Annotated in this window: 19 protein-coding genes; 8 read left to right on the forward strand and 11 right to left on the reverse strand. The window is 69.5% G+C overall.

What is annotated here, in order from left to right; genetic code table 11:
* Nucleotides 1–77 precede the first annotated feature (77 nt).
* Nucleotides 78–737, reverse strand: coding sequence for a DUF1349 domain-containing protein (locus tag ACRXBZ_RS10365; protein ID WP_433878922.1), 660 nt, complete (start codon nt 735–737; stop codon nt 78–80).
* Between the two features lie 130 nt (nt 738–867).
* The gene (locus tag ACRXBZ_RS10370) at nt 868–3,396 is read right to left on the reverse strand and encodes a DEAD/DEAH box helicase (RefSeq protein WP_433878923.1); all 2,529 of its coding nucleotides are present in this window, start codon (nt 3,394–3,396) and stop codon (nt 868–870) included.
* Between the two features lie 157 nt (nt 3,397–3,553).
* On the opposite strand from ACRXBZ_RS10370, the gene ACRXBZ_RS10375 reads away from it, so the two are divergent.
* The 7 genes from ACRXBZ_RS10375 (at nt 3,554) to ACRXBZ_RS10405 (ending at nt 10,013) form a co-directional block, all read left to right on the forward strand.
* The gene (locus tag ACRXBZ_RS10375; protein WP_433878924.1) at nt 3,554–3,754 is read left to right on the forward strand and encodes a DUF8847 domain-containing protein; all 201 of its coding nucleotides are present in this window, start codon (nt 3,554–3,556) and stop codon (nt 3,752–3,754) included.
* A gap of 67 nt (nt 3,755–3,821) precedes the next feature.
* Nucleotides 3,822–4,082, forward strand: coding sequence for a type II toxin-antitoxin system Phd/YefM family antitoxin (locus ACRXBZ_RS10380; protein ID WP_433878925.1), 261 nt, complete (start codon nt 3,822–3,824; stop codon nt 4,080–4,082).
* Nucleotides 4,079–4,339, forward strand: a complete 261-nt coding sequence (locus tag ACRXBZ_RS10385) for a type II toxin-antitoxin system RelE family toxin (protein WP_168584693.1) — start codon at nt 4,079–4,081, stop codon at nt 4,337–4,339. The genes ACRXBZ_RS10380 and ACRXBZ_RS10385 overlap by 4 nt, the downstream gene beginning before the upstream one ends.
* A gap of 168 nt (nt 4,340–4,507) precedes the next feature.
* Entirely contained in the window at nt 4,508–6,427 is a 1,920-nt protein-coding gene (locus ACRXBZ_RS10390; protein ID WP_433883841.1) for a methylmalonyl-CoA mutase subunit beta, read from the forward strand.
* A complete protein-coding gene (scpA, locus tag ACRXBZ_RS10395) occupies nt 6,424–8,643 on the forward strand; it encodes a methylmalonyl-CoA mutase (RefSeq protein ID WP_433878926.1) in 2,220 nt (739 codons plus the stop codon). The genes ACRXBZ_RS10390 and scpA overlap by 4 nt, the downstream gene beginning before the upstream one ends.
* A gap of 2 nt (nt 8,644–8,645) precedes the next feature.
* The gene (meaB, locus tag ACRXBZ_RS10400) at nt 8,646–9,632 is read left to right on the forward strand and encodes a methylmalonyl Co-A mutase-associated GTPase MeaB (protein WP_433878927.1); all 987 of its coding nucleotides are present in this window, start codon (nt 8,646–8,648) and stop codon (nt 9,630–9,632) included.
* Between the two features lie 24 nt (nt 9,633–9,656).
* Nucleotides 9,657–10,013, forward strand: coding sequence for a GntR family transcriptional regulator (locus ACRXBZ_RS10405; protein WP_433878928.1), 357 nt, complete (start codon nt 9,657–9,659; stop codon nt 10,011–10,013).
* Between the two features lie 968 nt (nt 10,014–10,981).
* On the opposite strand, the gene ACRXBZ_RS10410 is transcribed toward ACRXBZ_RS10405, so the two are convergent.
* Nucleotides 10,982–11,617, reverse strand: a complete 636-nt coding sequence (locus tag ACRXBZ_RS10410) for a DUF305 domain-containing protein (protein WP_433878929.1) — start codon at nt 11,615–11,617, stop codon at nt 10,982–10,984.
* A 141-nt stretch (nt 11,618–11,758) separates the two neighbouring features.
* Between ACRXBZ_RS10410 and ACRXBZ_RS10415 the strand changes: the two genes are divergently transcribed.
* Nucleotides 11,759–13,204: an LVIVD repeat-containing protein gene (locus ACRXBZ_RS10415; RefSeq protein ID WP_433878930.1), complete on the forward strand. Its 1,446-nt coding sequence runs from the start codon at nt 11,759–11,761 to the stop codon at nt 13,202–13,204.
* 292 nt (nt 13,205–13,496) lie between these two features.
* Here ACRXBZ_RS10415 and ACRXBZ_RS10420 read toward each other — a convergent pair whose 3' ends face one another.
* From ACRXBZ_RS10420 to pdhA, 8 genes are all read right to left on the reverse strand, one after another.
* Nucleotides 13,497–15,452 (reverse strand): putative bifunctional diguanylate cyclase/phosphodiesterase, encoded by a 1,956-nt coding sequence (locus ACRXBZ_RS10420; protein WP_433878931.1) that lies wholly within the window; start codon nt 15,450–15,452, stop codon nt 13,497–13,499.
* Between the two features lie 167 nt (nt 15,453–15,619).
* Nucleotides 15,620–16,522: an oxidoreductase gene (locus tag ACRXBZ_RS10425; RefSeq protein WP_433878932.1), complete on the reverse strand. Its 903-nt coding sequence runs from the start codon at nt 16,520–16,522 to the stop codon at nt 15,620–15,622.
* A gap of 46 nt (nt 16,523–16,568) precedes the next feature.
* Nucleotides 16,569–17,276: a M50 family metallopeptidase gene (locus ACRXBZ_RS10430; RefSeq protein ID WP_433878933.1), complete on the reverse strand. Its 708-nt coding sequence runs from the start codon at nt 17,274–17,276 to the stop codon at nt 16,569–16,571.
* 55 nt (nt 17,277–17,331) lie between these two features.
* Nucleotides 17,332–18,663, reverse strand: a complete 1,332-nt coding sequence (locus tag ACRXBZ_RS10435; protein WP_433878934.1) for a M20 family metallopeptidase — start codon at nt 18,661–18,663, stop codon at nt 17,332–17,334.
* A gap of 35 nt (nt 18,664–18,698) precedes the next feature.
* Complete coding sequence (locus ACRXBZ_RS10440; RefSeq protein WP_433878935.1) at nt 18,699–19,466, reverse strand: EI24 domain-containing protein; 768 nt, start codon at nt 19,464–19,466, stop codon at nt 18,699–18,701.
* A gap of 144 nt (nt 19,467–19,610) precedes the next feature.
* Nucleotides 19,611–20,855, reverse strand: coding sequence for a dihydrolipoamide acetyltransferase family protein (locus tag ACRXBZ_RS10445; RefSeq protein WP_433878936.1), 1,245 nt, complete (start codon nt 20,853–20,855; stop codon nt 19,611–19,613).
* 164 nt (nt 20,856–21,019) lie between these two features.
* On the reverse strand, nt 21,020–22,015 hold the full coding sequence (locus ACRXBZ_RS10450; protein ID WP_433878937.1) for an alpha-ketoacid dehydrogenase subunit beta: 996 nt from the start codon (nt 22,013–22,015) through the stop codon (nt 21,020–21,022).
* Between the two features lie 111 nt (nt 22,016–22,126).
* Nucleotides 22,127–23,227, reverse strand: coding sequence for a pyruvate dehydrogenase (acetyl-transferring) E1 component subunit alpha (gene pdhA, locus ACRXBZ_RS10455; protein ID WP_168584709.1), 1,101 nt, complete (start codon nt 23,225–23,227; stop codon nt 22,127–22,129).
* Between the last annotated feature and the right edge of the window lie 212 nt (nt 23,228–23,439).

Consider the following 23,439-nt stretch of genomic DNA (forward strand, 5'->3'; position numbering starts at 1 on the left):
GCTTCGGCACTCGCTGCCAACGGCGGGACATCGCGAGAAACCCCCGAGAACCCGTCGCGGTGCGATGTCCGAGAAGACTACGAGCCCTCCACGAGGGACAGTTCGGCGAAGCGGATCGGGAAACCCGCGCCGTCCGGGGAGGCACACATCAGCCCGGCCTCGGCCGGGACCTCCGGCGGGAAGTACGCCACCCGAAGCAGCGTCTTGGGCTCGTCGCCGTCGGCGCCGTAGCGGATCGTTGCGGTGTCGCCGGCCCGCTCCAGTTGGAGGGTGATCGACTCGACCGGGCCGCACACCGCCTCCAGCGGCACCACGTTCCAGTCCGAGACCTCGCGGGTCACCACCGCGCCGAGCAGCTGCTCGCCGTCGACGAGCTCGATGCCCGCCTTGATCCAGTTCTGCTCGTCCAGCCGCAGCAACAGCCCGGCCTGGTCGTACTGCTCCCGGTAATCGCCGAAGAACCGGGTCGTCAACGTGAACCGCGGCCCCACCGGGCGAAGCAGCGCGTGCCCGCTGTCGCGCACGAAGCCGTAGTGGGTCGTCCGCCAGAAATCCGTGCCGGAGTCGGCGGTCACCGTCAATCCCGCGTAGGACAACCAGTTCACCGGCTGGTTGAGCCACCGCCAACCGTCGAGCCCGAACAGTGTGATGTCCTCAGCCTGCTGCATGCCCACCTGTTTCCACTTGTCCGGGGTCGGCAGACGATATCCGAACTGGACCGTTTGATGCCAGACCATGATCACGCCGGTGATCCGCAAGTTCCATTGAAATCGAAGGTCTGATTTCAATGGAACTTGCGGTCGGACACGGCGGCCGCAGGGGGCCGCTACCCGCACCCGCTGCGCGAAACGAGGCTGGAAACATTCCTCAGAGCTGGTTGACGTCGGTGATCCGGATGACCGCGGTGCCCGCTTCGTCGGAGGCGGCGAGGTCGACCTCGGCGCTGATGCCCCAGTCGCGGTCCTCGGCCGGGTCGGCGAAGATCTGCCGGACCAGCCAGCGTTCCGGCTCCTCGGTGATGATCAGCAGCGCCGGGCCGCGCGCGTCCGGGCCGGTGCCGATCTCCTCGTGCTGCTCGAAGTACTCCTCCAGCGCGTCCTCCCATGCGTCGGCGTCCCAGCCGCCTTCCGCGTCCAGCGCGCCGAGCTCGTCGTAGCGCCGCCGCGCCGCCAGCTCCACGCGGCGGAACAACGCGTTGCGCACCTGCACCCGGAAGGCCCGCTTGTTCAGCGTGATCCGCTCCGGGTCCTTGTCCATCGCCACGGCCGTCGGCCCCGCGCCCGGGTGGCGCAGCTTCTCCCACTCGTCGAGCAGGCTGGAGTCGACCTGGCGGACCAGCTCGCCGAGCCACTCGATGATGTCGGTGAGTTCCTCGGTCTTGGCGTCGTCGGGAACCGTGTGCCGCAGTGCCTTGTAGACGTCGGCCAGGTAGCGCAACACCAGCCCCTCGGAGCGGGCCAGCCCGTAGAAGTTGACGAACTCGACGAAGTTCATCGCCCGCTCGAACATGTCGCGGGCCACCGACTTCGGCGACAGCTCGTGCTCGCCGACCCACGGGTGCCCCTTGCGGTAGGTCTCGTAGGCGGCTTCCAGCAGTTCGGCCAGCGGCTTGGGGTGGGTGATCTCCTCCAGCAGTTCCATCCGCTCGTCGTACTCGATGCCGTCGGCCTTCATCTGCGAGACTGCCTCGCCGCGGGCCTTGAACTGCTGCTGCGACAGCACCTGCCGCGGATCGTCCAAAATGGACTCTATGACGGACAGCACGTCCAGCGGGTAGCCCGGCGACCCGGAATCCAGCAGCTCGATGGCGGCCAGCGCGAACGGCGAGAGCGGCTGGTTGAGCGCGAAGTCGAACTGCAGGTCCATCGTCAGCCGCACCCGGCGGCCCTGCTCGTCGGGCTCGTCGAGCTGCTCGACCACCCCGGCGGCCAGCAGCGCGCGGTAGATCGCGATGGCGCGCAGGATGTGGCGGCGCTGCGTCGGCCGGTCCTCGTGGTTGTCGGTGAGCAGGTGCGACATTGCGGAGAACGCATCACGGTGCCGACCGTTGGAGGGACGGTTGATGACGTTGAGCAGCATCGCGTGGTTGACGGTGAAGCTGGACCGCAGCGGCTCCGGCTCGGCGGACTCCAGCTTCTCGAAAGTCTTCTCGCTCCAGGACACGAAGCCCTCGGGCGCCTTCTTGCGCACCAGCTTGCGCTTCTTCTTCGGGTCGTCGCCGGCCTTGGCCAGCGCCCGCTCGTTCTCGATCTCGTGCTCGGGCGCCTGCACCACCACGTAACCGGCGGTGTCGTACCCGGCGCGGCCGGCGCGACCGGCGATCTGGTGGAACTCCCGCGCCTTCAGGTGCCGGGTGCGAACCCCGTCGTACTTGGTCAGCCCGGTGATCAGCACGGTGCGGATCGGCACGTTGATGCCCACCCCGAGGGTGTCGGTGCCGCAGATGACCTTGAGCAGCCCGCCCTGCGCGAGCTGCTCCACCAGCCGCCGGTACTTCGGCAGCATCCCGGCGTGGTGCACCCCGATGCCGTGCCGCACCAGCCGCGACAGGGTCTTGCCGAACCCGGCGGTGAAGCGGAAGTCGCCGATCGCCTCGGCGATCTCGTCGCGCTGCTCGCGGGTGGCGACCTTGACGCTCATCAGCGCCTGCGCCTGCTCCAGCGCCGAAGCCTGGTTGAAGTACACGACGTACACCGGGGCCTGCTGGCCGGCCAGCAGCTCCTCGATCGTCTCGTGCAGCGGCGTCTTGGCGTAGCGGAAGGTCAGCGGGATCGGCCGCTCCGCCGAGGTGACCACGGCCGTCTCCCGGCCGGTGCGCCGGGTCAGGTCCTCCTGGAAGAAGGTGACGTCGCCGAGCGTCGCCGACATCAGCACGAACTGGGTGCGCGGCAGCTCCAGCAGCGGCACCTGCCACGCCCAGCCGCGGTCGGGCTCGGAGTAGAAATGGAACTCGTCCATCACGACCTGGTCCACGTCGGCGCGGTCGCCGTCGCGCAGCGCCATGTTGGCCAGGATCTCCGCCGTGCAGCAGATGATCGGGGCGTCGGCGTTGACGCTGCTGTCGCCGGTCATCATGCCGACATTCTCGGCGCCGAAGATGTCCACCAGCGAGAAGAACTTTTCCGACACGAGCGCCTTGATCGGTGCGGTGTAGAAGCTGCGCTTGCCTGCGGCCAGCGCGGTGAAGTGCGCCCCAGTGGCCACCAGGCTCTTGCCGGAGCCGGTCGGCGTGCTCAGGATCAGGTTCGCCCCGGTCACGACCTCCATCAGCGCTTCTTCCTGCGCCGGGTAGAGCTCGATGCCCTGGTCGGTGGTCCAGGACACGAACGCGTCGAGCACCGCGTCGGGGTCCGGGGAGTCGGTCGAGAGGGCTGGGAGCTGGTCGGTGAGCTTCATCGTGCCCTCCATCGTCCCTGCCCAACTCCGGCCGAATCGACCCGGGGTGGCCGGATGCGGGCTCATCGGCCACGTCTTCGTGGGCACGCCGGTTTGCACGCTGGTGTTAGGCGCCGTCGATCGGGGACCATGGGGCACGTGCGGGAGGAGGGATGTCATGACGAGCCGGAACGTGCGCTTCGTCGGCGGGCCGCTGGACGGCCGGATCCAGGACCTTCGCGACTCCGAGGCGGTCGCGGGACGGCTGCTGCGGCACATCCACCTGCATGACGGCCCGAAGATCGAAACCCACTACGAACTCCACTACACCCCGGAATCCGGCTGGGTCTACCACCTCTGCGGCCACTCGCGGCAGTAACAGAGGGTGATCTATCGACTACTTGTACCGACTGTACAATTCGTGCATGAGCGTCGAAGCTGTACACATGGACGACAGCGCCGCCATTGAAGTCAATGTCTCGTCTGCCCGCGCCCACCTGCCGAGCTACATCGAGCTGGCGAGCGAGGGCCAGTACGTCTACCTGACCCATCGAGGCAAGCGGGTTGCCGCACTCGTGGCAGCGGACGTCGCCGAGCACTGGGAAGCCGAAGAAGACGCGCACTGGGCGCGCCGCGTCGCCGAAGCAGAGGAGTCCGGCACGGTTTCCTGGGAAGCTGCGATCGTCGCGTTGGAACGGGATCGGTGACCTACCAGATCGAGATCACCCGCGACGCTCTGAAAACCCTGGCCAAGCTTGACAAGCCGATTCGGCGACGGCTACAGATCGCGATCGACCAGCTCGCCGACGATCCACGGCCCGCCGGAGCCATCGCGCTCAAGGGAGTCTCCGGTTACCTGCGGATCCGAGTCGCCGACTACCGGGTGATCTACCGCGTCGAAGACGGGCGTCTCGTCGTCGTGGTGGTCGCAGTCGGCCACCGCCGCGAGATTTACGAGCGCTGACAACCGCCCCCTCGCACCGACGGGTCAGGTGACTGGCGAAGAGCTCGCCGAACCGGCGGAGGCCCACCGCAGAGCGGGGCTAAGTGAATCCTGGCTAGTACAACCAGCGATGCGAGTTCCAGGTCACAGATGGTTCCAGAACCGGCGGATCGGCTTACCATGACGTTCATGGTGGCTCACTCGACGACGAGCGGCGGCGGGCTGGACCTCTCCTCGGCCAGGCCCGTGGACCGCGAGCAGTGGCGGGCTCAGGTCAAGAAAGTGCTGCAGCGGTCCGGGCTGATCGGCGAGCAGGATCCCGCCGGGCCGGTGGAGGACGTGCTGGCCTCGACGACCTACGACGGCATAGTCGTGCACCCGCTGTACACCGAAGGCCCGCCGGAGGCCGGTGCGCCGGGGCTGGCGCCGTTCGTGCGCGGCAGCCGCCCACAGGGCAGCGTCGCCGAAGGCTGGGACGTGCGGCAGCGGCACGAGAACCCGGACGCAGCCGAGACGAACCGCGAGATCCTGGCGGACCTCTACAACGGGGTGTCGTCGCTGTGGCTGCGGCTCGGAGCCGGCGGGCTGGCGGTCGACGACCTCGCCGACGCGCTTACCGGCGTGCACCTGGACATGATCGGCATGACCCTCGACGCGGGCGCTGATTTCGGCGCGGCGGCGGACACCTTCCTGGCGCTGGCCGCCGAGCAGGACCTGCCCGGCACCGCGCTGCGCGGCAACCTCGGCGCCGACCCGCTGGGCGTGCAGGCCGGGACCGGCCGGCCCGGCGACCGGGACGCGGCGGTGTCGCTCGCCCGCCGCTGCGCTGCGGAGTTTCCGGAACTGAAGGCGCTGGTCGCGGACGGGTTGCCGTACCACGACGCGGGCGGTTCGGACGCGCAGGAGCTCGGCTGCTCGCTCGCGGTGGCCACGACCTACCTGCGGTGGCTGACCGAGGCCGGGCTTGACGTCGACACTGCCGCCGGGCTGCTGGAGTTCCGCTTCGCCACCACCGCCGACCAGTTCCTGAGCATCGCCAAGCTGCGCGCCGCGCGGCGCCTGTGGGAGCAGGTGACCCGGTCCAGCGGCGCATCGGAGCCGGCGCGGGCACAGGTGCAGCACGCCGTGACGTCGGCGGCCATGCTGACCAGGCGTGACCCGTGGGTGAACATGCTGCGCACCACGATCGCCACGTTCGCCGCCGGGGTCGGCGGCGCGCAGGCGGTGACCGCGCTGCCGTTCGACGCCGCGATCGGCCTGCCAGACGACTTCGCCCGCCGCATCGCGCGCAACACCCAGTCGCTACTGCTGGAAGAGTCGCACCTCGCGCAGGTGATCGACCCGGCGGGCGGATCCTGGTACGTCGAGTCGCTGACCGAGGAGCTGGCGCGGGCCGCCTGGCGGTGGTTCCAGGAGATCGAGGCGGCAGGCGGGCTGCCCGCCGCGCTGGAGTCCGGCCTGGTCGCCGACCGGCTCGCGGCCACCTGGGAAGAGCGCCGCGCCGCGATCGCGCACCGCGAGGACGCGATCATCGGCGTCAGCGAGTTCCCGAACCTGGACGAGCCGCCGCTGGAGCGGGAGCCCACGCCGGAACGGCCGTCCGGCGGCCTGCCGGCGTACCGCTACGCAGAAGACTTCGAGCGGCTGCGCGACGCCGCCGACGCGCAGCTGGAAGCCACCGGCCAACGCCCTGCGGTGTTCCTCGCAACGCTCGGCTCGCTCGCCGCGCACAACGCGCGCGCCTCGTTCGCGCGGAACCTGTTCGCAGCGGGCGGTATCGAATGCACGGACGCCGGCGCGACCGAGTCCACAGCGGACGTTCTCGCGGCCTACACCGGCGCGCCGGTGGTGTGCCTCTGCTCCAGCGACAAAGTTTACGCCGAACGCGCCGCGGAAACCGCTGCGGCGGTCAAGCGGGCCGGCGCGAAACACGTGCTGCTGGCCGGAAAACCGAGCGATCCGGCACCGGACGGCGTCGACGGGTTCGCCTTCGCCGGATGCGATGCGCTGGCCGTCCTGACCGACGTCCAGAAACTGTTGTCCATCAAGACCGATGCGCCCATCAAGACCGATGCGCCCATCAAGACCGATGCGGGAGTGGGACGATGACGCAGATCCCGAACTTCGCCGACATCCCGCTGGACAGCGCCGATGTTCGCCGGCCGCCCGCCGCGGCCCCCGAGCGGTGGCAGCAGGAGCTGCTGTCCGCCACCGGCAAGGACTCCGACGCCCTAGTGTGGGAAGCACCGGAGGGCATCGGGATCAAGCCGCTCTACACCTCGGCCGACGTCGCGGGGCTCGACTTCCCGCACACCTACCCGGGTTTGGCGCCGTTCCTGCGCGGGCCGTACCCGACGATGTACGTCAACCAGCCGTGGACGGTGCGGCAGTACGCCGGGTTCTCCACCGCCGAGGAGTCCAACGCCTTCTACCGCCGCAACCTGGCCGCAGGCCAGAAGGGCCTGTCGGTGGCGTTCGACCTCGCCACCCACCGCGGCTACGACTCCGACCACCCGCGCGTGGCCGGTGACGTCGGCATGGCCGGGGTGGCCATCGACTCGATCTTCGACATGCGGCAGCTCTTCGACGGCATCCCGCTGGACAAGATGAGCGTGTCGATGACCATGAACGGCGCGGTGCTGCCGGTGATGGCGCTCTACATCGTCGCCGCCGAGGAGCAGGGTGTCGCGCCGGAGAAACTGGCGGGGACCATCCAGAACGACATCCTCAAGGAGTTCATGGTCCGCAACACCTACATCTACCCGCCGCAGCCGTCGATGCGGATCATCTCCGACATCTTCGCCTACACCTCGCAGCGGATGCCGAAGTTCAACTCCATCTCGATCTCCGGCTACCACATCCAGGAGGCCGGGGCGACCGCCGACCTGGAGCTGGCCTACACCCTGGCCGACGGCGTCGAATACCTGCGCGCCGGGCGGCAGGCCGGGCTCGACATCGACGCCTTCGCGCCCCGGCTGTCGTTCTTCTGGGGCATCGGGATGAACTTCGCGATGGAGGTCGCGAAGCTGCGCGCGGCCCGGCTGCTGTGGTCGAAGCTGGTGGCGGCCTTCGAGCCGCAGAACCCGAAATCGCTGTCGCTGCGCACCCATTCGCAGACCTCCGGCTGGTCACTGACCGCCCAGGACGTCTACAACAACGTGGTGCGCACCTGCGTCGAGGCGATGGCCGCCACCCAGGGGCACACGCAGTCGCTGCACACCAACGCGCTCGACGAAGCGCTGGCGCTGCCCACCGACTTCTCCGCGCGCATCGCCCGCAACACGCAGCTGGTGCTGCAGCAGGAATCCGGTACCACGCGGGTGATCGACCCGTGGGGCGGCAGCTACTACCTGGAGCGTCTCACCGCGGACCTCGCCGAGCGCGCCCGGGCGCACATCACCGAGGTCGAGGACGCCGGGGGCATGGCGCAGGCCATCGACGCCGGAATCCCCAAGCTGCGCATCGAGGAGGCCGCGGCCCGCACCCAGGCCCGCATCGACTCCGGGCGGCAGCCGCTGATCGGCGTCAACAAGTACCGCTACGACGGCGACGAGCAGATCGACGTGCTGAAGGTCGACAACGCCGGGGTCCGCGCGCAGCAGCTGGAGAAACTGCGGCGGCTGCGGGACGAACGCGACAGCGAGGCCTGCGAGGACGCGCTGCGCCGGCTCACCGCCGCGGCCGAGGCGTCGATGTCGGACGAGCGGCCCGCCGACCTGGCGCACAACCTGCTGACGCTGGCCGTGGACGCGGCGCGGGAGAAGGCGACCGTCGGGGAGATCTCCGATGCGCTGGAGAAGGTGTTCGGCCGCCACTCCGGGCAGATCCGTACGATCACCGGCGTGTACCGGGACGAGTCGGGGCCGTCGGAGCAGCTGGACGCGGCCCGCCAGCAGGTGGCGGACTTCGCCGAGGCGGAGGGCCGCCGCCCGCGCATCCTGGTCGCGAAGATGGGGCAGGACGGCCACGACCGCGGTCAGAAGGTGATCGCGACCGCGTTCGCCGACCTCGGCTTCGACGTGGACGTGGGCCCGCTGTTCCAGACCCCGGCCGAGGTGGCCCGCCAGGCCGCCGAGTCCGACGTGCACATCGTCGGTGTCTCCAGCCTCGCCGCCGGGCACCTCACCCTGGTGCCCGCGCTGCGCGACGGGCTGCGGGAACTGGGCCGCGACGACATCATGATCGTCGTCGGCGGGGTCATCCCGCCAGCCGACTTCGACGCCCTCCGGCAGTCCGGTGCCAGCGCGATCTTCCCGCCGGGCACGGTGATCGCCGACGCCGCGCTGGGCCTGCTCGCCGAACTCCGCACCCAACTCGACCACTGATCATGCCGCGAACGATCGACGTCCAGGACTACGCCAAGGGCGTGCTCGCCGGTTCCCGCACCAAGCTGGCGCAGGCGATCACGCTGGTCGAATCGACCCACAAGGACCACCGGGCGCTGGCCCAGGAGCTGCTCGTCGAACTGCTGCCGCACAGCGGCGGCGCGCACCGGGTCGGCATCACCGGCGTGCCCGGCGTCGGCAAGTCGACGTTCATCGAGTCGCTGGGCTCGATGCTGACCGCGGCGGGGCACCGCGTCGCGGTGCTCGCGGTCGACCCGTCCTCGACGCGAAGCGGCGGCAGCATCCTCGGCGACAAGACCCGGATGGGCCGGCTGGCCAGCGACCCGGCGGCGTTCGTGCGGCCGTCGCCGTCGGCGGGCACGCTCGGCGGCGTCGCGCGCGCGACACGCGAGACGATCGTGCTGATGGAGGCAGCCGGTTACGACGTCGTGCTGGTCGAAACGGTCGGCGTCGGCCAGTCCGAGGTGACCGTGGCGGGCATGGTGGACTGCTTCCTGCTGCTCACCCTGGCCCGCACCGGCGACCAGCTGCAGGGCATCAAGAAGGGCGTGCTGGAGCTGGCCGACGTCATCGCCGTCAACAAGGCCGACGGCGATCACGCCGCCGAAGCCCGCAAGGCCGCCCGCGAACTCCGCAGCGCCCTGCGCCTGCTCACCCCGGTCAGCGCGACCTGGACGCCGCCGGTGCTGACCTGCAGCGGCCTGCAGGGGCTCGGCCTGGACACGTTGTGGGAGCAGATCGATCAACACCGGGCGGCGCTGGCCGAGACCGGCGAGCTGGCGGACAAGCGCAGCCGCCAGCAGGTCGAGTGGACCTGGGCGCTGGTCCGCGACCAGCTGATGTCGGAGCTCACCCACCACCCCGGGGTGCGCGCGATCGTCGGCGAGGTGGAAACCCAGGTGCGGGCGGGAGAACTCACCGCCAGCCTCGCGGCGCAACGACTGCTAGACGCCTTCCGGAAATCCTGAACGCGACCTCGACCCAGGAGAGCCATGCGGATCAGCGTTGACCCGAACTCCAGCGTGCCGCCCTTCGAACAGGTGCGGTCGACCCTCGCCGAGCAGATCAACAGCGGCGAACTGCCGGTGGGCAGCAAGCTCCCGACGGTCCGGGCACTGGCGGCGGACCTGGGCATCGCGGCGAACACGACGGCGAAGGCCTACCGGGAGCTGGAACAGGCCGGCCTGCTCGAAACCCGCGGCCGCGCAGGCACTTTCGTCAGCGACGCGGGAAATCAAGCAGCGGCCCGAGCCGCCGAAGCGGCAGCGACCTACGCCCAGATCACCCACGCCCTGGGCATCCCGGCCACCGAAGCCCTAGCGATCGCGAAAGCAGCCCTCAAGGCGTGATCTTTTCCGGATCCGAAGGGCACTGTTTGGAACCTGTTGATGTACTCCGGTGCGACCGGTACTGAGTGCCGTTGCCGCAGGTCGGGTGTCGTGAGTGCGAAAAAGGGCTCCAGCCCGGTTTCGCACTCACGACTGGTGCAGGCCACCCCGTTGGTTCCCGTGACCACGCCGTAGCGTAAGGAGGCTGCGATCATGGAGGTCAACTCCGTCCACGGCCACCTCGGCGAACGCGGCAGTAACGCGGGCCCAGCTGCGCAGTGCATATAGAGGTCAGCCGGTAGGGCGTCGTTGGCAATCGCGACGACGCTCGGCTTGGCATGTCCGAAACCACTCTTGCGGCAGGGGCGTGGCCGATAACATCCCCCTCGTTGATCGACAGGCCAGGGGGGAGGCGACTGTGACTCAAGGTGGTTTCCAAGCCGCAGCGGAGGGACTTCAAGCCGTCCGGCAGCAGACACAGTGGGTCAACCAGCAATTCAGGGGGCAAGCTCGCCTTGGACCCCGAAGTGGCGGAGAAGGCTGCGAAGCGCTGCGAGGAAGAGATCCGCGAGCTGGCGAAGCTCGCGCGAAATGCCCAGCAGATCAGCCGCGTCCAAGGCTTGGGGAACTATCCAGACGGGCAACAGCTGGCCAAGCGCTTTGAAGAAGTGCGGCCGTCCGGGCTGAACGCCATGGTGGTGATGCGGTCGCTCCCCAGCAGCACCCGCCCCATGCCGCCCCGCCCCAGCTCCGCGAGCACCCGGTACTGCCCGACCTCACGCGGGCCCGATGGACCTAACGGCCGCACAACAACCCCCTTCCAGCCAGTGCCGAAACGGCGGCCAGAACACCGCCGGGCATCGCATCGCCTGCCATGATCCCCTCTCCAGGATCGCCGGATCCAGATCATGGATCTTCGCAGGAAGGCCCCTTGCTCGGAAGCAGAACAGCGCACAATACGCTGTCCTCTTAGGACGAACCGGGACGACTCAGCCCACTTCGGCCTGCAGCGCGCGCATGGTGTCGATCTCGTCCTGCTGGGTCACGAGGACGTCTTGGGCCATCGCGTGGGTCTGCTCGTCCAGGCCGTTGGCCAGGACGTCCGTGGCCATCGTCAGGGCGCCCTCGTGGTGGGCGATCATCAGCTGCAGGAACAGGCGGTCGAAGTCCGCTCCTCTGGAGTTCCCGAGCTGCTCCAGCTGTTCCGGCGCCGCCATGCCCGGCATGCTCGCGTGATCGTGACCGCCGTGACCGCCGTGACCGCCGTGTCCGCCGTGGGCTTCGCTCTCGGGCAACCCGCGGGTGGCCAACCAGCCCCGCATGGCACCGATTTCCGGGACCTGCGCGCCGCCGATGCGGTCCGACAACGCGCGGACTTTGGGGTTCTGCGCTCGTTCCGGAGACAGCGCCGTCATCTCCACCGCCTGCTGGTGGTGCGCGATCATCATGCGCACGTACTCCGCCTCGACGTCCACCGGCGTGCTCCGCTCCGGCGCCGCGCTCGCCACCACCCGCGGCTGGTCGCCCGGCGCGCCCGGCAGCACCACTGGTGGCGGCGCCTGCTCGGTCGCGCACCCGGCGAGCGCTCCGACCGCCAGGAGCAACGCGGCTGTTGACCGGCGCATCGAATCCTCCTTATTCCGCAGACAAATACCGCCAGATGGCCGATAGGGACACGATCCGGACATAACAATACTGATCTCCAGTGGTACTCGGTACCGCCCTTTTCGACTGCCCGGACCGGGCAGCGACGAGCATGGGAGTGGATGATCTTGAAACCGAGCCCCAGGGGTAGATGGCGCGCGCTGGGCGCCGCGATCGGCGTGTTGACTCTCGGCTTAGCGCTCGCCCCGGCATCAGCGGCGACCCCGCCGAACAACGGCCCGGAGCAGCTCTCCGCGCAGACCGTCGCCGCGCCGTCCGGCGACATCAGCAAAAGTAAGAACATCGAGCACGTCGCGAACCTGCCGAAGCAGGCGCCGTTCAACACTCTCGATGCCTTCGGCACGGACATCGCGTTCAAGCAGAACTACGCGTACGTCGGCAACTACGACGGTTTCGTCGTCTACGACATCAAGAACCCGAAGAAGCCGAAGATCGTCACGCAGGTGCTGTGCCCAGGCGGCCAGGGCGACGTCTCGGTCTCGGGCAACCTGCTGTTCGTCTCCACCGACTACCCGCGCACGAACAACACGTGCACCAGCGAGAAGACCGACGCCGCGGACCCCAACGGCTGGGAAGGCATGAAGGTCTTCGACATCAGCGACCCGGCCAAGCCCCGCTACGTGTCGGCGATCGCCACCGACTGCGGCTCGCACACCCACACCCTGGTACCGGACAAGACCGGCGAGGCGGTGTACCTCTACATCTCGTCCTACGGCCCGCGCGCTGAGTTCCCCAAGTGCCAGCCGCCGCACGACAAGATCTCGATCATCAAGGTGCCGCTGGCCAACCCGGCCGAGCCCGTGCTGGTGGACGCTCCGGTGCTGTTCCCGGACGGCGGCAACCCGGGCACGCCGAACACGCGCGAGACCACCGGTTGCCACGACATCACCGCGTTCCCGGAGAAGGACCTGGCCGCCGGCGCCTGCATGGGTGACGGTGTGCTGCTGGACATCTCCGACCGCGAAAAGCCGCGGATCATCAACCAGGTCCGCGACGACGAGAACTTCGCGTTCTGGCACAGCGCCACGTTCAACAACACCGGCACCAAGGTCGTCTTCACCGACGAGCTCGGCGGCGGCAGCGCGGCCACCTGCAACGAGGCGACCGGCCCGACCCGCGGCGCCAACGGCGTCTACGACATCATCGGCACCGGCACGGACTCGAAGCTGGAGTTCCGCAACTACTTCAAGATCCCCCGCTACCAGGCCGACACCGAGAACTGCGTGGCACACAACGGTTCACTGATCCCCGTCGACGGCCGCGACATCATGGTGCAAGCCTGGTACCAGGGCGGCGTCTCGGTGTGGGACTTCACCGATTCCACGCAGCCACAGGAGATCGGCTTCTTCGACCGCACCGCATTCGACCCAGCGAAGCTGCAAGTGGCGGGCTCCTGGTCGGCGTACTACTACAACGGCTACATCTACTCCAGCGGCATCCAGGAAGGCCTGGACGTACTGGACATCCGCGACAAGCGAACCGACTCAGCGAAGAGGGTCCGCTTCGAGGAATTCAACCCGCAAACCCAACCGATCTACCAGAACTGACCCGGAAGCAACCTGATGCGGCCCCCGCCGGGACTCCCGGCGGGGGCCGTCATCGCCGCTGGGCGGGTTTACGTGGCGGAAGAACAGCCGTGAGCGTTTTTGGGTGCCATAGCACCCAAAAACACTCACGGGCGTCCTGCTTACCGAAACGCTCGTCGCGACCGCATAACCGCGAACACGCCCCCGCCGCCCCCCGCCATGACGCGGCCAGGCGTTGTTCGATAGCGCGGATTGCCCTGGTGAGACTGGTTTTCTGGGCCTCTTCGCTGTTCTACCAGAACTGACCCGGAAGCTACGCGCCGCGGAGGTAGCCGGGGATGTCGAAGGACAGCAGCGGTTCTCCGAACAGCGCTCCCGCGCCGACTTCGCAGTCCATGCCGCGCCAGATCCGGGCCTGCTCCTCGGTGTCGACGCCGCGGACCCACAGGCGCGCTCCGCAGGCGTGGACCAGCGGGATCAGGCCGTGGATCGCCTGCACCTCCGGCAGGTCCGCGGAGTCCGCAGCGTGCACGAGGTCGACCAGTTCGCTCGCCAGGAGCACCGCGTCGATCGGCAGGTCCCGCAGCAGGCGCAGTTCGTCCGGGGAGCCGTGGAAGCTGTGCAGCGAGGTCTTGATGCCGCGGCTGTTGAGGTAGCGGACGTTGTCGCGGGCTTCCTCGTTGTCACCGCGGATGGCCGCCAGCGGCAGGCACAGCCGCAGCCAGGTCGCGTCGACGTCGCATGCGTCCAGCACCTGGTGGATCACCGCCGCCAGGTCCGGGTCCTGGCCCTGGTTCGGGCTCAGCGCCAGCTTCAGCTGCACCTGGTGCCCGTCCGCGTGCCATTCGCACAGCTGCTGCCACGCGGTTTCCAGCATCCAGTCCCGCAGCGACAGGGTGACCCCGGAGCGTTCGGCCAGGCGCAGGCACTCGCCGTGCTCGAGGGTGCCGTAATCGCTGGTCTCCCAACGGAGTTCGGCTTCCAGCACGACCAGCTCGCCGGTGTCCAGGTGCACCAGCGGCCGGTAGACGACGTCGAACTCGCCCATTTCCAGGCCGCCCGGCATCACCGCGGCCAGCTTCGACTCGATCCGCTCCTCCGGCGCCTTGTCCGGGTCGAACAGCGCCCACTGCCGCTTGCCGGCGGCCTCCGCGCGGCGCAGCGCGACGTCGGCGGCCCACAGCATGTTCGACGCGTCGGCGTCGGCCACCGCCCGCTGCACCACGCCGATCCCGGCCGACGCCGCGATGCCGTGGTCGTCGACGTGGACCGGTTCGGCGAGCAGCTCGTTTATCTGCTGGGTCAAGGTGGGCACCGGTGGGGTCTCCTCCTGCTCCAGGAGCAGGATCGCGAACTCGGTGCCGCCGAAGCGTGCGACGATCGCTTCCTCGTCCCCGAACAGCCGCTCGAGCCGCCGGGCCACCGCCTTGATCACCTGGTCGCCGACCTCGTAACCGAGGCCGTCGTTGATCAGCTCGAAGCCGTCCAAGCCCAGGTGGTAGAGCGCCAGCTGGGCGTGGCCGGGCAGGTTCGCCAGCGTCGCCTCCAACCGGGTGCGGAAGAACTGCCGGTTCGGCAGCCCGGTCAGCGCGTCGTGCAGGGCCTGGTACTGGAGACGGTCCTGCAGCAGTTGCAGCTCGGTGATGTCCTCGACCATGGTCAGGAAGTGCCGCGGCGCCCCGTCCGAGCCCTGCAGCGCCGACACCGCCAGGTAGGCCCACGCCTCCTCACCGTTGGCGCGCAGCAGCCGCTTGCGGTCGCCGAGCCGCTTCGAACTGCCGCCATCGGCCAGCTCGCGGTAGGCGGCCGCCAGGTACTCCGCGTCGTCAGAGTGGAACAGGTCGTGGATCGTCATCGACGCCAGGTCCTGCGCCTGGTAGCCCATGGCGACCTCGAATGCCGGGTTGACCTGGGTGAACTTCCCCTCGATGTCGCAGATCGCGACCCCGATCGGGGTCGCGGTGAACACCTCGCCGAATCTCGCCTCGCTGGCCGCGAGCTCGCGGTCGGCCTTCAGCTTCGAGCGCAGCAGCGCCTCGGCGCGCCCCACTTCGTCCACTGTCGACGGATCGTCGAGCGCCCCGATGGCGCGGTCTACGAGTTCCAGCAGCGTCTGCTCGACGACCTCGCGGGCGAGCGGGATGTCGGACGCAGTGCTGAGCCGCGCCGCCCAGCGGCGTGCGACCGCGCCCCTCCAGTCGGCGTCGTACCGCTGCGGGACCGACACATCCGGCATCCCCTGCGGGGCGTCCGGAGTTCCCTCGCTCATCTCACCCGTCCGTCAACGTTCGCCGGCAGATCGCCCTGGTGCACCGCCGGGCTCGTCGGCGGCCTGTTCGGTCAAGGTTCATCTCGCTCTCCGCGCCGTTGCGTGCCGGTAAGACTACTGGGTGACACCAGACGGGTCGTAAAACACGAGAGGCGCGGTGAACCGCGTCAGTGGGCTTCTTCGAGGGTTTCTCCCTCGGCGACTAGGGCGTTCAGTTCGGCGATGTCCTCGGCGGTGAGCGCCACCCCGGCGGCCGCGGTGTTCTCCTCGAGGTGCTTCGGCGACGACGTGCCCGGGATCAGCAGGATGTTCGGCGAGCGCTGCAGCAGCCAGGCCAGCGACACCTGCGCCTGGGTCGCGCCGCGCCGCTCGGCCACCGCGCGCAGCACGCCGTCCTCGCGGGCGCGGCTGTCCGCGAATCCGGAGCCCAACGGGAAGAACGGGACGAAAGCCGCGCCGTCGTCCGCGGTCACGCGGAGCAGTTCAGCCGACGTGCGGTTCACCACGTTGTAGAGGTTCTGCACGGCCGCGATCTCGGCGTGCCGCCGCGCCTCGGCGTACTGCTCGACGGACACATTGGACAGGCCGATGTTGCGCACCAGGCCCTGCTCCCGGAGTTCCGCCAGCGCACCGAGCTGGTCGGCCAGCGAGATGCCTGTGTCGGCGACGTGCCGCAAGTAGACCAGGTCCAGCGCGTCGAGCCCCAGGCGGCGCAGGTTGTCGTGCACCTGGGCGCGCAGCGCGTCGGGGTGGTTCAGCGGCAGCCACGCCGCCTGGTGGTCGCGGTAGGCACCGATCTTGGTGGCCAGCACGAGGTCGTCGCCGTATGGCCGCAGCGCCTCCGCGATCAGCTCGTTGACCACCCACGGCCCGTAGAAGTCGCTGGTGTCGATGTGGTCGATGCCCAGTTCCACGGCGCGCCGCAGCACCCGGATCGCCCGCTCGCGGTCGGCGGGCGGACCGTAAACGCCGGGGCCGGCCAACTGCATCGCGCCGAAACCGAGCCGGTTCACCGTCAGGTCCGCGCCCAGCTGAAACTCGCCACCAAGGGCGGTCGAAGCACTCGTCACGCCGCGATGCTGCTAGAAAACCGCCCCGACAGCAACAAGCCCTTCCTCACACCTGAGGCATCAGCAGGAGCCAGCGCGCGCCGAAGACGAGGGCGGCCAGGCCGATGAGGAACCAGCAGGCCAGCCACAGCGCGGCGGGCAGCCCGGTGAGCCTCGCGAGCTGGTCGGCGTCGGAGTCAGGTGCGCGGCCGCCGACCCGCTTGCGGCGCAGCTCGGCGATCGGACGCAGGCCGCCGAACAGCAGGAACCAGCTGAACAGCGCGCAGCACAGCGCCTGCCACACCGGAGTCGCGAACCAGGACACGGCGAAGATCAAGCCACCGGTGACCACGATCGACAGCACGCCGTAGGCGTTGCGGATCGCCAGCAGCATCGCGGCGAGCAGCGCGACGCACACCCAGAGCATCACGTGGGCCAGGTCCGCGGTGACCAGCCACGCGCCGCCGAGCCCGAGCAGCGATACCGCCGGATAGCCGGCCACCAGGGTGAACACCATTCCCGGCCCGGTCGGCTTGCCGGTCGAGACGGTCAGCCCCGAAGTGTCGGAGTGCAGGCGGATGCCGTTCAGCCTGCGCCCGCTGAGCAGCGCGACAACCGCGTGGCCGCCCTCGTGGGCGATCGTCACGACGTTGCGCAGCAGCAGCCAGGTGTTCCGGCCGAGCACCAGCATCAGCGAGATCACGCCGGCGATCAGCGCGGCGACGTTGCCGGAATCCGGCAGCTGCGCGGTCCACTCCCGCACTAAATCGTCCACAATAGACACCCGAAGCTTTGGGGACAGGCCGCCGCCAGCCTAACCGGGGGCGCTGTCAGTCGAAGTAGGTGGCGACGTCCAGGGCGCCGCCCGCGGCCTGGAATTCGGCCCGGACCGCTTGGCGGAGGTCAGCGTCGACCAGATAGTCCACTGTGGTCAGTGCCAGGCCGGTGGCGCCGTCGAGGACCGCTCGGTCGCCCGCCGGAGAGCCCGCCGCGGCGGCGAATTCCTCGGTGTGCAGCGAGAGGTTCGGATCGCCGAGGCCGATCATCGGGTGGATGGCAGGGAGCCGGTAGCTGAGGTTCCCGAGGTCCGTCGAGCCGGTGAGGTACTCCGGCACGACTCCGCGCGGCAAGGACGTCCGGCCCCGGCGGGCCTGGTGCTCGGCCCAGCGGGCAGCCAGCACGTCGTTGTGCCGAATGGGCAGGTAGGCGGGGTTGTTGTCCCAGCGCAGCTCCACACCGCAGCCCGTCATGGACGCCGCGCCGTGCGCGATCGCCTCGATCCGGGCGGCGAGGTCCTGCAACGAGCCCGGCTCGGCGGAACGCACGTAGAACAGCGCCGCGGCGCGGTCGGGCACGACGTTGGGGCGCTTGCCGCCGTCGGTGATGATCCCGTGCACGCGGTCCGTGGACGGCATGTGCTGCCGCATCGCCGCAACGCCCTGGTAGGTCGCGACGACCGCGTCGAGCGCGTTGCGGCCCATGAACGGCTGTGCGGCGGCATGCGCGGCCACGCCGTGGAAGATCACCTCGACCTGGCGCCGCCCCAGGAACGGGTGGGCGGCGATGTCGTGCGAGAACGGGTGCAGCATCACGACCGCGTCGACATCGTCGAAAAGCCCGGCCCTGGCAAGGTGCTCCTTGCCGCCGCCGCCCTCCTCTGCAGGGGTGCCGAACAGGCTCACCCGGCCGCCGGTGGCCGACACCGCAGTGGCCGCGGCGAGGAACCCACCGACCGCCGCCGAGCAGATGATGTTGTGCCCGCAGCCGTGCCCGATGCCCGGCAGCGCGTCGTACTCCGCCAGCACCGCGACGTGCGGGCCGTCGCCGCCGCTCTCGGCGCGCAACGCGGTGTCCAGCCCGCCGACGCCCACCTCGACGTCGTGCCCGTGGCGCCGCAGCAGCTCGGCGGCCTGAGCTGCGGAGCGGTGCTCGGCGAACGCCTCCTCCGGGTGCGCGTGCAGATCCCGGCTCAGTGCGACGAGGTCCTCGGCATGACCGTCCACCCACCGCTCCACGCCGGCGCGCAGCGCCTCGTCGGCGCCGGCGAAATCGGAGCGGACCGGCTCGGCCGCGGCCACCGCCCGCTCGGTGGCCGCGGAGACGGCACGCAGATAGGAGTCATCGGGCTGGGTCGGCAGCACTGGCTGTGTCGGCTGTGTCACAACCCAACTCTAGGCCGAACGAGTTACCGTGCGGATCATCGCTGCGTAACGCCGTCCTGCCGGGGAACCGGCCCCAGCACCCGGTGCGCCAGCAGCGTGCCGCCGACGACGGCCGCCGGGATCACGACGAGCTGCGCGACCGGGATCAGGCACAACAGGTAGGCCGGCAGCCCGAAGCCGAACACCACGGCCCGGTGCCGCCGCAGCGCCCTGCGCCGGTCGCCGAGGCTCAGGCCGCGCCGCTGGAACACCAGCCCGACCATCTCCAGGGTGACCAGCCACGACCCGAACAGCGCGCCCAGCACCAGAGCCGCGATCTGCCCGGCCACCGGGATGAATCCGATGGCGAACAGCACGATCGCGCCGATCAGCGCGACGCCCACCAGCTTCAGCGAATCCCGCAGCCCGCGGCCGAGCTGGCGCGCGAAACCGGCGCCGTCGTCGGAGGCGTCCAGCCCGAGCTGCTGCTCCGCCTGCTCGGCGATGTGCTCGTAGAACGGGCCGCCGACGAGCAGCGTGACCGCGATGAACGACACCGACGCCAGCAGGCCGGCGGCGGCGACCAGCGCCACGCCCACCAGGATGCGCAGCGCCTGGCGGGCGGCATCGCCCCAGCCGTCGGCGAACGGCGTCATCCAGGTAACCAGGTCCGGGCTGAAGTAGATCAGCGCGCCGAGGCCGCCCAGCAACAGCACGGCGCTGATCAGCGCCGGTAGCGCGCCGAGGAGCAGCAGCCTCGGGCTGCGCAGGATGATGCCGAAACCAGTGCCGAGCGTGCGGACTCCGGCGAAGAACGAACTCATCAGGATTGGTCTCCCGTGCGGTGGCGATCAACGCCCATCGTATCGGCCGCGGTCCCACCGCCGGGCGGGAACCGCACACGGCATGAAGAAGGCCCCTCCCGCGAGAGTCGAGGTCGTCGCGGAAGGGGCCCAAGTCGCCGGTCGTCAGGCGATGATGCGGATCGGGTCCTCCAGGAGCCCCGTCAGCAGCTGCAGGAACGCCGCGCCGACCGCGCCGTCCACCGCCCGGTGGTCCGCCGACAGCGTCGCCCGCAGGATCTTGCGCGCCACGAACTCGCCGTCGCGCACCTGCACCTCGTCGCGGGCCGCGCCGACCGCCAGGATCGCCGCCTCCGGCGGGTTGATCACCGCGCTGAACTGCTCGATGCCGAACATGCCCAGGTTGGAGATCGAGAAGGTGCCGCCGGACATTTCGTCCAGCTTCAGCTTGCCCTCGCGGGCCCGCCCGGCCAGCTCCCGGCTTTCCGCGGCGATCTCCGAGACGCTCTTGCGGTCGGCGTCCTTGATCACTGGCACGACCAGGCCGTTGTCGATGGCCACCGCGACGCCGAGGTTGATGCGCTTGTGCTGCAGCATCTTGTCGCCGGCGAACGAGACGTTCACCGCCGGGTTGGCGCGCAGGGCCGTGGCCACCGCCTTGACGATCAGGTCGTTGACGCTGACCTTCGGGCCGCCCGCGGCCTGCAGGCGCTCGTTGAGGGTCGCCCGGAAGGCCATCAGGTCGGTGACGTCGATGGCGCTGGTCAGGTAGAAGTGCGGGGCCTGCTGCTTGCTCTCCGTGAGGCGCTTCGCGGTCACCTTCCGGATGTTGCTGAGCGGGATCTCCTCGACGTCCTCGCTGGACACCGCCACCGGGGCGGCGGCAGGAGCGGCGGCAGCCGGAGCGGCAGCGGCCGGTGCGGCCGGTGCGGCCGCGGCCTCGATGTCGGCGCGGATGATCCGCCCGCCGGGCCCGGTGCCCTGCACCGCCGACAGGTCGACGCCCTTCTCCTTGGCGACCGCCTTGGCCAGCGGTGACGCCTTCGGCTTCGCACCCGGCTCGGCGGCCTCGACCGCAGGCGCGGCCGCAGCGGGCCCGGCCGGGGCCTCGGCAGCAGCCGGGGCCGCAGCGGCGGCGGGCGCCGCGGCCGGGGCGGCTTCCGCCGCGGCACCGGAGCCGTCGCCGAGGATCGCGATCGGGGTGCCGATCGGCACCGTCGCGCCCGCCTCGACGAGGATCTTCTCCAGCACCCCGTCGTCGTAGGCCTCGAGCTCCATGATGGCCTTGTCGGTTTCGATCTCGGCCAGCACTTCGCCGCGGCTGACCTGGTCGCCGACGTTCTTGCGCCAGGTCGAGATCACGCCCTCCTCCATGGTGTCGGAGAGCCTCGGCATCTGAATCTCAGTCATGGTCTTCCTCAGCAGATACGTTTGGATCGGAAAGCTCCACGTGCTCAGCCGCGCCGAACGTCAGGCAAGCGGCATCAGCCGCTTTCCACCACCCTCGCAACCGGCACCGCCGCGGGTTGAGGTTCCGCTACCCGCACCGCCACGCAAAGCAACCGAAAACTCTCCTAGCGGCGGCGGCCGACGGCGTCCAGCGTCTGGTGGACCGCCGTCGTCAGGGACTCTGCCGACGGCAGCGCGGCGCGCTCCAGCGGCTTGGCGTAGGGCAGCGGGACCTCCGCCGCCGCGACCCGGCGCACCGGGGCGTCCAGGTAGTCGAACGCACCGTCCGAAATGGACGCGGCGATCTCCGCACCGATGCCGTAGGTCAGCCAGTCGTCCTCGGCGATCACGGCGCAGCCAGTCTTGCGCGCCGACTCCACGACTGTCTCGCGGTCCAGCGGCCGCAGGCTGCGCAGGTCGACGACCTCGGCGTTGATGCCCTCGTCCGCCTGCAGCTTCTCCGCGACCTGCTGGGCGACCATCGCCATCCGCGAGTAGCCGATGATGGTGATGTCGGTGCCCTGCTTGGTCACCTTCGCCTTGCCGATCTCGGCGGGCTCGACGACGTCCGGGACCTCGCCCTTGGTGTTGTACAGCGCGAGGTTCTCCAGGAACAGCACCGGGTCGTTGTCCCGGATGGACGCGAGCAGCAGCGCCTTGGCGTCGGCCGGCGTGCTCGGTGCGACGACCTTCAGGCCCGGCACGAACGCGTAGTACAGCTCGATGTTCTGCGAGTGGGTGGCGCCCAGCTGCTGACCGCCGCCGCCCGGGGTGCGCAGCACCATCGGCACGCTGGTCTGGCCGCCGAACATGCCGTAGATCTTGGCCGCGTGGTTGACGATCTGGTCCAGGGCGATCAACGAGAAGTTGATCGTCATCAGTTCCACGACCGGCCGCAGGCCCAGCATGGCCGCGCCGACCGCGGCACCGACGAAGCCCTCTTCGGCGATCGGGGTGTCGCGCACCCGCTTCTCGCCGAATTCCTTCAGCAGCCCGGCGGTGATCTTGTAGGAGCCTTCGAAGACCCCGATTTCCTCGCCGATGAGGAAGACGTCCTCATCGCGCAGCATTTCGTCGCGAAGCGTGTCGTGCAACGCTTGGCGATACGTGATGACGGCCAAGGGTGTTTCTCCTGCACAAAAGCATTGGGGATCCCGTGGATCTCTCGAATTGGCGTCGGAGAGATCCACGGGTCTCAGTGGCGGGGTGTCGCTAGATCGCGGGCGGGTGCCTCAGAAGACCGGGTCGGCCGGCAGGCGCCGCGAGTCGTTGGCCACCGGGGTGGCGTAGGTGTAGTCGAACAGCGTCGAGGGGTCCGGGTGCGGGCTGTCGTCGGCGAACGCGACCGCCGCGTCGGCCTCGGCCTGGGCCTTGCGCTCGATCTCCACGGCGACGTCCTCGTCCAGGACGCCCGCCTCGATCAGCTCGGCCCGGAAGTTCGCCACCGGGTCGGCCTGCTTGGCCTGCTCGACCGACTCCTCGCTGCGGTACTTGCCCGGGTCGACCACCGAGTGGCCCTTCAGCCGCTCGCTGACCGCCTCCAGCAGCGCCGGGCGACCGGTCTCGCGGGCCTGCTCGACCAGCCGGGTCGCCGCGTCGCGGACGGCCAGCACGTCGTTGCCGTCCACCCGCTCGCCGTGCATCCGGTAGGCCGCGGCGCGCTTGTACAGCTCCGGCTCGGCGGAGGACTTGTCGACCGTGGTGCCCATCCCGAGCTGGTTGTTGATCACCACGAACACCACCGGCAGGTTCCACAGCGCGGCGATGTTCAGCGCCTCGTGGAAGGCGCCGATGTTGGTCGTGCCGTCGCCCATCTGGCACATCACGACCTGGTCGCCGCCGCGGTAGTCGATGGCCAGCGCGGCACCGGTGGCCAACGGGATCTGGCCGCCGACGATGCCGTAGCCGCCGAGCAGCCCGGCCTCCACGTCGAACATGTGCATCGAGCCGCCCCAGCCCTTGGAGGTGCCGGTGGTGCGGCCGTACAGCTCGGCCATCACGCGGCCGGGCTCGATGCCCTTGGCGATCGCGTAGCCGTGCTCGCGGTAGTTGGTGAACAGCAGGTCGCTCTTGCGCAGCGAACGCATCAGGCCGACGACGGTGGCTTCCTCACCGAGGTTGAGGTGACAGTAGCCGCCGATCTTGGCCTGGGTGTAGCCCTGCGCCGCGCGCTCCTCGAAGCGGCGGATCAGGGTCATCTCGTAGAAGTAGTCCTTCAGGAGCTCCGGCGACTCACCGGCGAACCGTCCGCCGCCGGAGCCGCGTACCGAGCCGCTGCGGCGCGACTTGGTGGCGCGCGTGGCCGGTTTGGTGCGGGTAGCAGTCTGTGCCATCACAGATCCCCTCTTCGATTTGCCGTTTCAGAAGCGGCGGCAGCCGCTTGCGGTGCGGGACTCAACTTGCACCGCCGCGGGTTCTCAGGCTGGTCCCACCCCGAAGGGGTTCTCTGCGAGGACCTGCCCCGACGTGGTGAATTGGCATTCATGATGTCGGGGATCCCGGAGCGAGACGGCGCCTGAGGTTCCGCTACTGGCACCGCTACGCA

The organism is Saccharopolyspora hattusasensis, assembly GCF_050972075.1.
Classification (GTDB): domain Bacteria; phylum Actinomycetota; class Actinomycetes; order Mycobacteriales; family Pseudonocardiaceae; genus Saccharopolyspora; species Saccharopolyspora hattusasensis.

Excerpts from the sequence above, each read along its gene's own strand:
- ACRXBZ_RS10365 (WP_433878922.1), bottom strand. The coding sequence starts at position 737 with ATGGTCTGGCATCAAACGGTCCAGTTCGGATATCGTCTGCCGACCCCG.
- ACRXBZ_RS10370 (WP_433878923.1), bottom strand. The coding sequence starts at position 3,396 with ATGAAGCTCACCGACCAGCTCCCAGCCCTCTCGACCGACTCCCCGGAC.
- ACRXBZ_RS10375 (WP_433878924.1), top strand. The coding sequence starts at position 3,554 with ATGACGAGCCGGAACGTGCGCTTCGTCGGCGGGCCGCTGGACGGCCGG.
- ACRXBZ_RS10380 (WP_433878925.1), top strand. The coding sequence starts at position 3,822 with ATGGACGACAGCGCCGCCATTGAAGTCAATGTCTCGTCTGCCCGCGCC.
- ACRXBZ_RS10390 (WP_433883841.1), top strand. The coding sequence starts at position 4,508 with ATGGTGGCTCACTCGACGACGAGCGGCGGCGGGCTGGACCTCTCCTCG.
- scpA (WP_433878926.1), top strand. The coding sequence starts at position 6,424 with ATGACGCAGATCCCGAACTTCGCCGACATCCCGCTGGACAGCGCCGAT.
- meaB (WP_433878927.1), top strand. The coding sequence starts at position 8,646 with ATGCCGCGAACGATCGACGTCCAGGACTACGCCAAGGGCGTGCTCGCC.
- ACRXBZ_RS10405 (WP_433878928.1), top strand. The coding sequence starts at position 9,657 with ATGCGGATCAGCGTTGACCCGAACTCCAGCGTGCCGCCCTTCGAACAG.
- ACRXBZ_RS10410 (WP_433878929.1), bottom strand. The coding sequence starts at position 11,617 with ATGCGCCGGTCAACAGCCGCGTTGCTCCTGGCGGTCGGAGCGCTCGCC.
- ACRXBZ_RS10415 (WP_433878930.1), top strand. The coding sequence starts at position 11,759 with ATGATCTTGAAACCGAGCCCCAGGGGTAGATGGCGCGCGCTGGGCGCC.
- ACRXBZ_RS10420 (WP_433878931.1), bottom strand. The coding sequence starts at position 15,452 with ATGAGCGAGGGAACTCCGGACGCCCCGCAGGGGATGCCGGATGTGTCG.
- ACRXBZ_RS10440 (WP_433878935.1), bottom strand. The coding sequence starts at position 19,466 with ATGAGTTCGTTCTTCGCCGGAGTCCGCACGCTCGGCACTGGTTTCGGC.
- ACRXBZ_RS10445 (WP_433878936.1), bottom strand. The coding sequence starts at position 20,855 with ATGACTGAGATTCAGATGCCGAGGCTCTCCGACACCATGGAGGAGGGC.
- pdhA (WP_168584709.1), bottom strand. The coding sequence starts at position 23,227 with ATGGCACAGACTGCTACCCGCACCAAACCGGCCACGCGCGCCACCAAG.